Raw genomic sequence first — 13,481 nt, 5'->3', positions numbered from 1 at the left:
TTATTCATCAACTTACTCACCTAGTTCGCTGCTGTGGCATTAATTTTTTGAAGCCACATTTGGTGAAATGTCATATTGACTTGATCCCAAGCGTCATTAAGGTGCCCTTGGTTGGCAATATTATTACTGCGGGTAATTTGAAGTTTATCGAGTAGCTCAATATCTTGTTGATTTACTTCGTTTAACACCTCATGCAAGCGGCCTGTTTCAGCTGCGTATTCATCGCTGGCAGCTTCATCATTTACCACATATACACTAAGAGATTCTGCGGTATGGGTTTCGCCCATAGGTTTAACCACTATGGTTTGCACCCAACATGGGTCTACAAAAAACAAGGTGTTAGGAAAAATTCCAAACCATTGCTGGGTGCCTTGTTTCTCTTCTGGTAGGCCATTAAAGTGTGGTAACTGTTTGGCGGTTTTTGCTGGTTTGGCACTGGCCCCGTGGGGCAGGTGTAAACCAACAATATTCTCTGACAAAAATAAATCTTCTTGCCCAAGCACTGACTCTACACTGCATGCTTGTGAGTGTACAAAGGGGACATGATAACCGTCTAAAAAGTTATCAACAGCAAGTTTCCAGTTTACTTCGCCAGAATAATCTGTGGTGCTGACCATACGAATATCGTCTTTTGGGTAGATAGCGAGTCGCTCGTCTAATGGCTTGATGAAATCTTCAAAAGGCTCGGCTCTACCGTCTATGTTCACAAAAATAATATCCCACCAAACTGCAAAGCGAACTTTGATTAAGCCTTTATCGGCTTTGTCTTCGGCTGTCATAACTTTGTTATCGTTGCCGAAATACCTAGGGGCGCTAAGTAATTCGCCGTCTATTTTAAAGGACCACTTGTGGTAAGGACAGACTAGGCTGCGCTTGTTGCATGGTTCGTCAACTAATGGGGCGGCTTTATGGCGGCATATATTATGGAATACTCCGATTTCCCCTTGTTTATTGCGAATGGCAATGAGCGATTGCCCAGCAATACGGATAGGTAATATATCGCCTGGCTTGCTGATTTGCTGGCTACAGCCAATACTTGCCCAGCCCTGTGCAAATATCTTGTCACATTCTTGTTCGTAGATGTCTTTGTCTTTAAACGCTATGGCAGGTAACCCGTGCGCTGTGACATGCTCTTTTGTTATTGTTTTTATGTATTCCATGATGTTACCTATTATTACTTATATATTTGTATCATCTAATCACAGCTAGGGGCTGTAAAACATACGAAGAATGTTATGTATTTTTACGTACTCAAAATAGCATATGACCAATAACAACCAGTATCGGAAATGAAATAGCGGTTCTGATGGCAAAAATAGCAATTAGCTGTGTAATGGTAATAGGAATAGCAGAGCGCATAATCAGTATGGCAGTTTCAGCGAAAAATATAAGTTGAGTCACTGATAAACCAGCAAGGATAAACTTAGTGATAGGCTCACTTAAACTGCCAGCAATGATTGTAGGCACAAATTGATCCAGTAACCCTATAAACAGCCCAGGTGCGGCCATTTCTGCTTCTGGAATATTCAAGGCTTCTAATAAAAATATAAATGGGTAACTCAGGGTTTGCAGTATGCTGGTATGGCTGTATACGGATAAAGTCAAAAACTCAATTGTCATAGCCGCTGGCATCATCATTAGATAAATATCTGTCATCGACCAAAAGCCTTTTTTAATTGAGCTTAGTGGTGAAGGCGCTTTTTTGGCGGTAGCAATGGCTCTTTGTGTAGCACAAGCGACTCGGCTTTCGCCAGACTCTACATCTTCATTTAGTTTCTTTTCTTGTCCGCCACAATATTCATCTTTAAACCGAGATAAAGGGGGCAATTTAGGTGTGACTATGGCACATAAAACACAAATAAAAATCATGCTGGCATAAAGCTGTAAAAAGTGACTTTCTATTCCTGCCACTTGAGCAGTTAGTAATACAAATGGGATAGACACCACAGAGAAATTTGTGGCGATAACCGCTGATTCACGAGCACTGTAATAGCCTTGTTTGTATTGGTAGTCTGTCATCACAACGGCAATACTAGATGAGCCTACCCATGAGGCTAGGGTATCGATTGTGGCTCGTCCTGGTAAGTTAAACAGCTTTTGAAAGGCTTTTTGCAACAAAGTGCCAATAAAATCAAGCAGCCCATAATCCGTTAGAAAGGGTAAAAATAGACAACCTAACCCAATTAATAAGAATATTGCACCAGCTACGTCTATATAAGCCGTTATGCCAGTCTCTTTAGATATAACCCAGTCTGGACCTACCTGAAAAAACGTCATGCTTGATGCTACGCCACCTATAATTGCCAGCAGCGTCCATAACCAATGTGCGGCAATAAATTTTTCACTTAATGGCAGTTTTCTAGCAAAACTTTTAGGGGTTAGATTGTAGATAACCGCCACCAAAGCTCCCAAGAAAAAGACACCACAGGTGAAAACTTTCATGTCGTCACCAATCATTTGGGTAAACAGGCTTGTTACTACCCCTAGGCTGATGGTCCACGAGTTATTATATTGAAAGGGCACTAAAAAAAATAACACGCCAAATAATGAACACCCCAATAGTTTGAGCCAAATAATGGGGGAGGTTGCGGCTTCTTTCTGTGAGGAGCTTTGCTGTACTGTCATGATTAACGTCCTAGTGGTGAGTTCACTGGTGTGACTGGTTTTTTATGAGTTAGTTGGCCTATTAGGTTATCAATAACCAGATTGGTCATAGCGGTATAGGCTTCTTTTTCGAAATTGGCAAAATGAGAGGTAAGAGCGACATTATCTGCTGTGATAGCATTCACTTTATCACTGTAAACATCAAGGCCTGCTCCGTGTAATAACCCCTTGTTTAAACGTTCAATAAGGGCATCTTCATTTACAAGGCCAGCTCTGGCGGTATTAATAAGTACGGCATCTTGTTTCATAAATGCCAGCATATCCGCTGAGACTAGATCATAGGTTTGCTCAGATAAGGGCATGTTCACACAAATAAAATCTGCTGTTTCCATTAACTCTTTAAGCGGAACATTTTCAGCATTAAGCTCTTGCTCTAGGCTTTCATTTTGATAAAGGTCGTAATAAATAATGCTGTTGTCAAAGCCATGATGCATCATCTTAGCAACACGGGAGCCGATACGACCTAGGCCAACAATTCCCGTCACTTTTTTGCGAATTGACACAGCTGTTGGTCGCTTAAATGAAGGCGCTGGGTCGGTTTTCATGGCGCGCCTTTCAGCGTTTAGTGCGGGGACTTGTCTTGCTATGGATACCAATAAAGCTACTGTGGCTTCTGCGGTAGCGTGAAACGCTTCATCGGTAGGAGTATTGGTGACTTGTATGCCTTTTTTCGTGGCAGCTTCTATGTCTATATTAGAAAAGCCAATACCATAATTTGCAATTATCTTGATGCTAGCAGGGAGCTGATTAATGACTTCTGCTGTTAGGTTATCTTCGGTATGGGTTATTAGGCCGTCGGCACCGTTTGCCTGTTCTAATAAAGTGGCTATGGGGCAGATATCATCGGAGTCTGTGGTAATTAAGGTGATACCAGCGTCCTCTAATCTAGAGGCTAATAACTGGGTATCAAATAATGGACGACTGAGAAATACTTTCAAACCTTTCACTCCTAAAATGCGTAGCCGCAATCAAGGGCGGATTCGTTAAATTCAATTAAAAAGGGCCCATCATAAGCTTCTGCTTGATTTAATAATGTGGATAACTCCACAAGGCTAGTTGCGTGTGCTGCTTTACATCCCATAGCGTTAGCAAGGGCCACATAATCAGGAGGGCTAATATCTACGCCGTTTCTTTCTACGTTTGCGTCATCCATAAAGCGGCGAATTTCGCCATGGCCTTGGTTATTCCACACGATATAAATCACAGGCACATTTGCGTCTACTGCTGTGATAATTTCATTTAGAGTAAATTGTCCGCCACCGTCACCGGTTAAGCCAATAACAGCTAATTCCGGTGAGCCTATTTTTGCGCCAATTGCCGCTGGAAACGCATAACCTAAGGTACCGTAGCCAGTGGTTGAATGAAAATATCGGGCTGTGTTGCTGGTTTCATAATAGGCCTGGGCATAGTAGGCAGGCTGTGTTGAGTCGCCAACGATAACGCAATCTCCTAAGGTATCTGTGATGGTTTTGAAAAAATCACGATAAGCGGGCTTTTTCATATCCTGAGTGCTGTTACGTAAAGTCTCACAACGAGAATGCACTATATCTCTATTTTGGGTTTTAATGCTTGCTAAGCCCATATTAATAGCCGTTAGCGCTTGCTGTGCATCAGATAAAATAGGTAAATCTGGCTTATGGTTTCGCATTAGTTGTGCGCTATCAATGTCAATACGTATAAGCTTGCCACTGATATTCAAATCCCCTAAAAAGAAAAAGTCATAGTCGGTTTCTGCCAGTTCCGTACCTACTGCAAGTACTACATCAGCTTGTTTTTCGAGCTCCTCACGAATGGCTGGGTGAGAAGGGGTAGAGCCAATGGATAACGGATGGTCCGGCGGCATAACGCCTTTTCCATTGCAAGTATTTACAACTGGCATATTGAGTTTTTCTGCAAGCTCAAGGGCTACAAAATCGACATTTTTAGCTCCGCCACCTAAGATCATAACAGGGCGCTTTGCTTGGCTTAGCATAGTTACCGCCTCTTGTATCCCTGCCTCTTGAGGAGCCGGTGCTTGAGGCATAGGCCAAGGTTGCATGTCTATATGGCTGGCATCTTGGGCGAGAACGTCGATTGGTATTTCAATATGCACCGGACCTGGTCGTTGGCTGCTAAAAATAGCAAACGCTTGGGCGAGTACTTTAGGTAGATTGTCTACACTCAACAGGGTATGGCTGTAACGAGATACCCCTGAGGTAATGGCTAATTGATTAGGCAGTTCGTGTAAGCGTCCTTCTCCCATGGCTAGCTGTTGGGTACGGTTAACCGAAGAAATCACTAACATGGGAATAGAATCTTGTAACGCTTGGCCCATGGCGGTGATTATATTGGTCATGCCCGGCCCTGTAATGATGAAACATACGCCAGGTTTTCCTGTCACCCTAGCATAGCCATCAGCCATAAAACCGGCACCTTGTTCGTGACGGGGCGTCACATGCTTTAATGGAGAGCCTTTTAACCCGCGGTATAGCTCAATGGTATGAACGCCAGGTATGCCAAAAATTGTGTCGGCTCCATAAGCGTGTAATAAACGAGTTAGTGCTTCACCACAGGTCTGTTTTTGCATCTTGTTTCTCTATATCTCTTTTTTATTGTAGAAAGGTCCGTTTTCAATGACATTAATCAATATTTGTTTGGTGAACTGGCAAGCAAAATACTACGCTTTTTCTAATGATTCTTGCCATAGTTTTTGTACGGTTTCTCTCATGATAAGCGCTTCTTCCCAGCGGTCGCTCAACTCCTCGCCGTCTGCACCTGTGATGGCATATACAGGTGGGCCTAGCTCACATAAAAATACACATGCGTCGTCACTTTGCTTACCGTGACGGCTTATCCAATTATCAAACCCTTCTGACCACCAAGATTGAAATAATTCAAACCAAGGTTTGTTTTGAGGAAACATAAAAGGGACTTGTACTTGCTCTCGGGTAGCTACACGGCCATGGAAAGCTTCGGCTCTTGTTAAAAATTCAGATACTCTTTGCTTGGCTAAGTCGTGTAGTGGTAGGTAATATTCTTGATTCACTAAAGTATGTGATAAATCAGCCACCATTAGCAGTTCAGGTACTTGCTCCATGAGTTGTAAGGTAAAAAGTAAATCATTGGTCATGCAATTGCGATGAATTTCCACATGGGAAGGTATGCCTGCCTGTTCACTAATGGCCATCCACTGCTTAGTGATATCAGCTACATGTTCAACGCTCCAAGGTTCAATTTGGCCAACTATGGCGATAAACCTTGGTTTGATTGGCTGTTTAGCTGCAAAGTCGATTATATCGCTGTAATGCTCAGGGCTTTTAACAAAGGCATTGTAAACTAGATCCAAACCATGGGCTTGTAGCAAGGGCATGGCTTCTTCAATTAATGCTAGCGGGTGGTAGCCGATATCAAAACTTACGCCTTTAAAGCCGGCGCTGGCTATCTTATTTAGTTTTTCTTCAAGGCTTAGTTCAAAGCCATCGGGGCGTTTATATTCCATAGCCCACATTGATTGGAAAACGTCTAGTTTTGCCATTATTGTTCCTTAGTATCCTTTGGTTGGATGCCATGTTTCGCAAATGCATCAAGCAAGGGGGGAAGTTGTGTTTGAAATTGACGCCATAGACCTACTGAGCGACTGTAAATAGGCTCTCGCACTTGGCTTGCACTAGCGGTTTGGCTAGCACTAGTGTTTTGATGGAAGTTAAGACACTCTGGTGCCCAATCTAACTCACAAAACTCCAGCAATTTACGGGTTTCAGTCTTTTGGGAGTTAACTAATTGTTCGTAGTCTATGGTGTGTATTTTTGAGGGAAACTGTATTTTCCACTGCTGCATCATATTTTGATAACCAGAGATAAAATCTGCTGTATCTTCAAGGGAATATGAATACTCGTAACCTCTATCAAATAGCATTTTGAAGTTGCTCAACGCTGCATCAAAAGGGTTACGGTTTACATGTATTATTTTAGCGTTAGGCATGGCTTGTAAGATAAGGCCGCAATATAAAAAGTTATAGGGAAGCTTATCTACAAAAAAGCTTGCTCCTTGCACATAATTATTAGCAAGTTGCAGGTAACGTGTTGCCATATTATTTAAGGTTGTAGGCGTGACTTTTTTGACTAAGTCTTGGTCTACGCCTTCTAAACCAGCGGCGATAGGTTTACCTCCGGCCTCAAGCAAGGCCATAGGTAAGGCATTTAGTTCGCCACCACTAACCACATTTGGATGGCTAGCAATAATACGCTCTACTAGGGTTGTTCCTGTTCTGGGTAAACCCACCACAAATATTGGTGTCTGGGGGGCATTTTGAGCTGCAGCCGCTATTTGGGTTTTGAGAGTTTCAGAAAATGAAACAAGGGTTTTCATTAAGCTTAAATCTTGCTCGATATTATAAGGCCTTTGTTGCCGTTTTAATTCAGCCCCTAAGCTTAAGTGCCGAAACGCTTTAGAGTAGTCACCTAAATCTTCAAAGACTTTGCCATAAGCGTAATGGAGCATAATATGGCCATGGTGCTCAGCGGGTAACAGTTGGCTGCAACGGGTGAGCAAAGGAACAATATCATCCGCTTTCTTGAAGCGGCGTAATTGAGACAAGTTATAGCAAGCTTGATAATTATCAGGCTCTAATTTAATGACGTCTGTGTACAGCACTTCGGCTTCAGCAAGTTTACCTTTAAAGCGCAGTAAGGCCGCTAGTTGATTGCGGCTTCGCTTGCTATTTGGTTCCACTACTAAAGCTTGGGTATGGGCGCTGATTGCTAAATCAATTTGATTGGCCATGTAGCGCAGTTCGCCGAGCTTATCCCACTCTTGAGCGCTGTTGTTGCTATTTAATAATGAGGCAGCCTTGTCTAGGGCTTTGGTTGCTGCAGAAAAGGTTTGAAATTGCAAGTAACACCCAGCTAGATGAAAAACATGCCACACATTTTGGGGATCACAATCAATTGCTTTTAAGGAGCAATTGATTGTCATTTTGGTTTGCCCCAAGCGAAGACTAATTTCTGACAAGTCTTGCCAGAGCTGCCCATTAGTGGCATCTGTTTTGAGTGCTTCAGTACAAAGTTTGGCCGCGCGATCAATGTCGCTTGCGGCCAGACTTGCCTGAATAAGCTGGTGGTAATGGTCGTTAGACTGATCCAAAATTTCCGCTCTTATTATTAGTTAAGGACTAGCCGTTATTGTGTCAGAACTTATAACTAACAGATACACCCACAGTACGTGGGCGCACGCGGTATAATTGGTCACCTAACTGTGCAATATCGTATTGCTCACCAGCTTTTACTTCACCAGCTGCCTCATTTATGATGTATTTGCCATCACCATCAGACGCGGTTGCATCATCAGCGTTCAATAGGTTTTCAGCAAATAAGGCAACAGACCATTGGTCTATGTCGTATCTAACGCTAGCATTCCACAAGGTTGATGAGGGAATTTCATCATATCCTGTTTCGTAGAAGATAGAAGGTTCGGCATAACCGGTTGTGAATTCATCTTTAAAAGATACGCCAATTTGAGCGGTTAACTCACCATCACCTAGCTCTTGGGTAAATATCAATGAGCTGACTAAGGTAGACTCAGGTATGCCTGGTAAAGACTCACCGTCTGCAGCACCAAAACTGCCATCTGGCGCAACAAAATCTTCAGTTAGCTCGGCATTGGTATAGGTGTAACCAAAGTTCAGTTTTAAATTCTCGGTTAAACTTGCATTTAATTCGACTTCAATCCCTTTAGATACTGCACTTTGGGCATTGATCATGGCAGGGAAACCACCGGCTGGCGATTGTACTAATAATATTGGATCTTCCCAGTCTATGTAGTAAGCGGTAGCACTGTAGTAAAGGTTACTGTCAAACATGTTACCTTTTACACCCACTTCATAGTTGGTTGATTTATCTGGTTCAAAAAATAAGTATTCTTCACCCTCAGCAAATATCCCAGTGGTAGGTAAGCCGTTTGCTCCACCATGGCGGAAACCTTGAGAAATATTTAGATAAACCTTGGTATCTAGGTCAATGTCGTACGCTATGTTTAAGCGGTAAAGTAGATCACTGAAATCTTTTTCATCTTCACCCGCTGCGTAACCTCTAGGGTCAATGCCCGAGTTTTCAGTATCTCCACATGAGAAGAAGCCTAGCGTGGTATTCCAGAATTCTTCACAAGCGGGAAGCAATACTTCTTGTTTGGCATAAAAGTTTTGTTCGAAGTAACGAAGCCCAGCCGTTATGCTTAATTCATCAGTTGGGTAGTAAGTCACTTCACCAAATATAGCGTAGTCTTCAAACTCAGTTTCTTGGATATTACCGTAACCAACGTCTGTGCCTACTGGGTTAGTAATGTTAAATGCTGCATCTAGGCCATAAACATAGTCGTAAGCGTCTGCTTCAAAATCTACCGAGTTGTAATACACACCTAATAACCAGTCCACACTATCATCAGCGGATCCTGCTAAACGGAACTCTTGGGTAATAGTATCGGTTTTGTAGGTTTTTTCTCCCACTATGACTTCTGCTGCCGGTGAAGTACCACCTGTGTATCCATAGTAAGAAACATAATAAGGTCCCCACCAGGTTGAGTGACCATAGTTGTAACTTTGATCATAAGCGCTTTCGGCTTCGTTGCTAGTAATAGAGGTGGAAGATGTAAAATCTGCAAAGCCTAATTCATGTTCAATAACCAGAGAGGTGATGCTGGTTTCACGTTCAAACTGCTCTATGATTTTTGCAGCAGACTGATATCCATCTAACCCTTCAGAGCTTGCTGAAGAACCTTGCACATCATCTTTTTGCATGTTGTAAGTGAGGAGTACCTCAGTTTTATCTGTGGGTAACCAGCGGGCAGATAAACGAGCCATTGTAACGTCTTCGTCGTTGATATCTTTTGCTGTGAAATACTCACCTGTAGGCTGATTATTTGCATCAAGTCCAGCGATATAATCGCTGTCAATATAGCCTCCGTTTGCTAATTGAGTAACGACACCACGAATGGCGAAGGTGTCACTTAATGGTACGTTTAAAGTGAACTCCACATCATGGTTTAAATCACCCGCACCATCTGTAGAGGATAATTTAGCTTGGGCTTTTCCTGATACTTCATCGAATTCTGGTTTATTGGGAATATAGCGAATCGTGCCGCCTAAAGAGCCCGAACCATACAAGGTTGACTGTGGACCTTTTAATACTTCCACACGATTCATATCACGGAGTTCAAGGTTGGCAAATAAAGGGGTTTCACCTAAATAAATTGAAACAACTGGGTCGGTTGTCATGGCGAAATCTTCTTGGGCTCCGCCTGTTAGGTTAAGACCACGCATAATGATGCCAGAAGAGATTCCGTTTTTGCCACGGCCCACATCGGTCAAGGTTAAACCAGGGATGGAGCGGGCAATGCTAGAAAAATCGGTAATGCCAGCATTTTCTAAGGCTTCACCACCGTAGGCTGAAATACTATAAGGTACTTCTTGAATAGTAGTCTCACGACGAGTTGCGGTAACAGATATTGTCTCAATATCTTTGTTTTTTTGACTTGTGTCTTCTGGTGCTGTTTGCGCCATACTTAATGCTGGCGAGCCCATAAAAGCACAACATATTGCCACGCTTAATTTGTTTGGTTTAAACATATAAATACTCCCTCGAACTAAGTAGTAATAATTACTTTATTATTTTTATTTAACTGTGATGAATATTATTAAGTGCTTCTAAAACTGGCAAACAACAAAAACAACTGATGGCATTACAAAATGGAATGGCTACAATGGATACCATTCAATAATGATATAGATAAGCTTAGGGCGTTAAACTTGAATAAGATAAAGGTGGTGTAAGTGAGAGGAAAACTCCCTACAATTATTTCATTGCAGTGTTTTGATGCCGTAGCTCATCATTTGAATATGACCTATGCAGGTAATGCTTTGCACCTCACCCAAAGTGCGGTGAGTCGTCAAGTTAAGAATTTAGAAAAGCTGATTGGCCGTGAATTGTTTTACAGGCAAGATAATCAACTCACTTTGACGCCAGTGGGTGAGCAGTATGCTGAAGAAGTCCACAAAATGTTAAACAGTTTAAATGCTGTGACTCAAAAAATATCCTCAAATACAGAGTATACCAAAACAGTTAAGTTGAAAGTGGTGACTGAGCCGACCTTCGCCATTGCTTGGCTAATGCCCAAGCTAAACGAGTTTTATACCAATTACCCAGATATTGAAATTGATTTAGGTACCGACTTTGAGTCGGTTGCCCGTAATACTCGCCGTTGTGATTTTGCGATACTTTGGGGGGATGGTGATTGGCCTCACTATTATGCTGAACCACTGCGACACGATACGTATTTTGCAGTATGTACTCCAAAATATTTACGAGGTAGAAAGCCCGTTAAAACCATGCGAGAAGTGGCCAATTTTGATTTTATTCATCAAAGTAATGCCATGTCCACAACCGATGAATGGTTCTTAAAAGCAGGTATGACTGAAAAAGAAATTTCTATGATAGGTGGCCAATACTTCGACTACTTTATCTATTTGTTGCAAGCAGTGAAAAATAATATTGGGGTGTCGATACTGCCAGAGTATTTAGTCCGTGATGCCATTATTGAAGGGGAGTTAATTGTAGCCTGCGAAGAGAGCTTCAAGCCGACGCAACGCTTTCATATACTTTATGACAGTGAGCGCCAAGATGATTATGCTATTCGTCAGTTTAGAAAGTGGCTACTAACTCACAAAGATGACATGTGATGGGAATGCATAATGCAAAGTAGCCATAATGACTTTCTAAGTACCGAAACACAAACTGAGTTGATTAATGCTCTGGGCACTAACCACTTTTTTAATGTCTTGGTTGATGCTCTATCGGCAGTTATTTGTTTTGGCAGTAGCTCAGCGATTTGTTACAACAAACATAAAGCCCCAGAGTTATTGTTTTCAAATTTAACAGAGCTCGAAGATAAGATTTTTTATGCGCGCTTTTTAGATGGCGCATATGTGGCCAGCCCAGCATATCAAGGGTTTATGAATGATTTAGAGGGTGGTCTTTATGCATGGAGCGAGTTGATGCCCGAAGGGTTCAAACAATCTCAAATGTATGCAGCTTATTACCAAGAAAGTGGCATTGAAGATCTCGCTTACTTCTTTGTTAATTGTGGTGATTTAGGCTTTATTCAATTTAGTATTGGCAGGCATTGTCCTAGTTCTGTTTTTACTGAAGCCGAACTTCTATCTTTACAAACTGTAAGTTCGGTGCTGATTGCTCTTGTAACAAAGCATTGGCAGTTCGCAGAGCAGCAACAAGGGAAAAATGTGGTGCCACTTTCTTCAATGGTGTCAGAAAGAGTGAATTATTTACTTAACCATTTTGAACCTGAATTATTGACAGCCAGAGAGCGTCAAATAGCGAAACTGGTGATTACAGGTCATTCTTCTCAGTCTGCTGCAGACAATTTACATATTTCGCCAGGTACTGAGAGGGTTCATAGGGCTAAACTCTATGCCAAATTGAAATTACGTTCTAACTCAGAATTGTTTTCGTATTTTTTGAATCAGTTAAGGTGTGTTGATTAGCCAAAAAAAGGGAAGTACTAACGTGTACTCCCCTTGTATACTTTAGACTTTGTTATTGACTACTTTGCTGTTTTTAAACTTTCAGAATAGTCTTTGGCAGCCTGTAAAACTCTAAGGGCATTATTAGCCCAAATGTCTTCTAAGTCTGCCTTAGTGTAGCCTTCATCGAGTAGACGTTGGGTTATCCTAGGTAGGTTAACTACATCCATCATATCTTTGACACCGCCGCCGCCATCCCAGTCGGCACCTATACCCACATGTTTTGGCCCTACCACTTTTAAAGCGTGTAAAAAGTGTTTCATATACACTTCAAATGTGGCTTTTACTGCTGGGTGCTCATGTTCTATCTCGCGACGTTTTTCAATTAGTGCATCCATGTCTACGCCTTGTGCTCTGAGCGCAAACAAGCCTTTGTAGGCTTCCGCACGCTCAGGATTTTTAGGTAAATCAGCAAGGTAGTCACTGTAAGCGTTCATTTGGATCACGCCCCCCGATGCAGCTAGCTTTTTAAGTAAAGCATCATCAACGTTACGGGGGTGGTCATAAATGGCTTTACTACCGGTATGAGACAAAATGATCGGTGTTTTCGATAAACGTATCATGTCTTCGGTGGTTTTATCATGAGCATGAGAGCCGTCTAAAACAACACCTAGTCGGTTAGCTTCAGCAACTAGCTCCTCACCTAAAGGTGATAAGCCGCCCCATTTTATGCCAGATGGATCAGTAGAGCTGTCACCAAATTGGTTGTTTTTAAAATGTACCGGACCCACCATTCTTAATCCAAGTTTGTAGAATGTTTCTAGTAAACTTACATCTGTGCCAAGTGGGTAAGAGTTTTCCATACTCATGTAAACTATGAGTTTACCGGCTTTTTTTATGGCTGCAGCGTCTTCTGGTTCTGTAGCAAACTCAAATACACCTGGGTTAGCTGTTACCATAGTGTGAATTGCAAGTGCTCTAAGGATAGCGGTATCACGACTATCTTCGTACCCTTCCTGAGTCAGCGGACCTTGTGGCGAGTAAATTACCCAAAATCCACCATCTAAGGCACCTTCTAGCATTCTTGGTACATCAACTTGTGAAAAATCATGACCGTAAGTATGACGCTCTAGAATATCAAAGCCTGGTTGTACTAAATGGGCTGGCGTATCTAGATGGGTATCTAAGGTCACGATAGAACGTTGTATAGCTGTTGCATCTTCTAAGGAAGTAGGGCTAGCGCAAGCGGTTTGCGAAAGCAGCAAACCTATAGCGACAGATACTAGTTTTTTATTCAGTTTAAGCATAT

At 42.1% G+C, this 13,481-nt stretch carries 10 protein-coding genes; 2 read left to right on the top strand and 8 right to left on the bottom strand.

The window, feature by feature from the left end; genetic code table 11:
- Positions 1–20 precede the first annotated feature (20 nt).
- The 7 genes from EOK74_RS16520 to EOK74_RS16490 form a co-directional block, all read right to left on the bottom strand.
- Positions 21–1,160 (bottom strand): aromatic ring-hydroxylating oxygenase subunit alpha, encoded by a 1,140-nt coding sequence (locus EOK74_RS16520; protein ID WP_133471208.1) that lies wholly within the window; start codon positions 1,158–1,160, stop codon positions 21–23.
- Between the two features lie 91 nt (positions 1,161–1,251).
- On the bottom strand, positions 1,252–2,625 hold the full coding sequence (locus EOK74_RS16515) for a YjiH family protein (RefSeq protein WP_133471206.1): 1,374 nt from the start codon (positions 2,623–2,625) through the stop codon (positions 1,252–1,254).
- Positions 2,626–2,627: 2 nt separating this feature from the next.
- Positions 2,628–3,602 carry a 2-hydroxyacid dehydrogenase gene (locus EOK74_RS16510; RefSeq protein WP_166638793.1) on the bottom strand — a complete coding sequence of 325 codons (975 nt, stop codon included), beginning with the start codon at positions 3,600–3,602 and terminating at the stop codon, positions 2,628–2,630.
- Positions 3,603–3,613: 11 nt separating this feature from the next.
- On the bottom strand, positions 3,614–5,230 hold the full coding sequence (locus EOK74_RS16505; RefSeq protein ID WP_133471202.1) for a 5-guanidino-2-oxopentanoate decarboxylase: 1,617 nt from the start codon (positions 5,228–5,230) through the stop codon (positions 3,614–3,616).
- A 90-nt stretch (positions 5,231–5,320) separates the two neighbouring features.
- Entirely contained in the window at positions 5,321–6,178 is an 858-nt protein-coding gene (locus EOK74_RS16500) for a sugar phosphate isomerase/epimerase (protein ID WP_133471200.1), read from the bottom strand.
- The gene (locus EOK74_RS16495) at positions 6,178–7,785 is read right to left on the bottom strand and encodes a tetratricopeptide repeat-containing sulfotransferase family protein (RefSeq protein WP_133471198.1); all 1,608 of its coding nucleotides are present in this window, start codon (positions 7,783–7,785) and stop codon (positions 6,178–6,180) included. The genes EOK74_RS16500 and EOK74_RS16495 overlap by 1 nt, the downstream gene beginning before the upstream one ends.
- A gap of 43 nt (positions 7,786–7,828) precedes the next feature.
- Complete coding sequence (locus EOK74_RS16490; protein ID WP_133471196.1) at positions 7,829–10,261, bottom strand: TonB-dependent receptor; 2,433 nt, start codon at positions 10,259–10,261, stop codon at positions 7,829–7,831.
- 204 nt (positions 10,262–10,465) lie between these two features.
- Between EOK74_RS16490 and EOK74_RS16485 the strand changes: the two genes are divergently transcribed.
- Together EOK74_RS16485 and EOK74_RS16480 are read left to right on the top strand one after the other, a co-directional pair.
- Positions 10,466–11,371, top strand: a complete 906-nt coding sequence (locus EOK74_RS16485; RefSeq protein ID WP_133471194.1) for a LysR substrate-binding domain-containing protein — start codon at positions 10,466–10,468, stop codon at positions 11,369–11,371.
- 12 nt (positions 11,372–11,383) lie between these two features.
- Positions 11,384–12,193 carry a response regulator transcription factor gene (locus EOK74_RS16480; protein WP_133471192.1) on the top strand — a complete coding sequence of 270 codons (810 nt, stop codon included), beginning with the start codon at positions 11,384–11,386 and terminating at the stop codon, positions 12,191–12,193.
- Between the two features lie 59 nt (positions 12,194–12,252).
- On the opposite strand, the gene EOK74_RS16475 is transcribed toward EOK74_RS16480, so the two are convergent.
- On the bottom strand, positions 12,253–13,479 hold the full coding sequence (locus EOK74_RS16475) for a dipeptidase (protein ID WP_133471191.1): 1,227 nt from the start codon (positions 13,477–13,479) through the stop codon (positions 12,253–12,255).
- Positions 13,480–13,481 lie beyond the last annotated feature (2 nt).

The sequence above is a fragment of the Paraglaciecola marina genome (assembly GCF_004360155.1).
In the GTDB taxonomy this organism is placed as follows: domain Bacteria; phylum Pseudomonadota; class Gammaproteobacteria; order Enterobacterales; family Alteromonadaceae; genus Paraglaciecola; species Paraglaciecola marina.
This window is presented reverse-complemented; position numbering and strand designations above follow the sequence as displayed.